We start from the raw sequence: 260 nt of genomic DNA, 5'->3' as shown, positions 1-260 counted from the left end.
GCCTAGAAGTACCTGCAGACGATAAAGAGCGTATCGAGTTCGTTAACGAGCACGTTGCTGGTCACATCGACGGTCCATGGATTGACTCTTTACTTGAAGGTACTATCGGTACTCGTAAGCTAAGCCCACCAGCATTCCGTTATCAGTTAACAGAACTTGCTCGTAAAGCTGGCAAACGTATCGTTCTTCCTGAAGGTGATGAGCCTCGTACAGTTAAAGCTGCGGCTATCTGTGCTGAGCGTGGCATCGCGGAATGTGTG

1 protein-coding gene is annotated in these 260 nt (G+C 49.2%); it reads left to right on the top strand.

Annotated features, from left to right (window positions below):
- Positions 1-260: phosphate acyltransferase (locus FQ668_RS27695; RefSeq protein ID WP_256677686.1), on the top strand; the 260-nt coding region annotated here is incomplete at both ends.

This window comes from Pseudomonas sp. Kh14 (genome assembly GCF_900291005.1).
Lineage (GTDB): Bacteria > Pseudomonadota > Gammaproteobacteria > Pseudomonadales > Pseudomonadaceae > Aquipseudomonas > Aquipseudomonas alloputida.
This window is presented reverse-complemented; position numbering and strand designations above follow the sequence as displayed.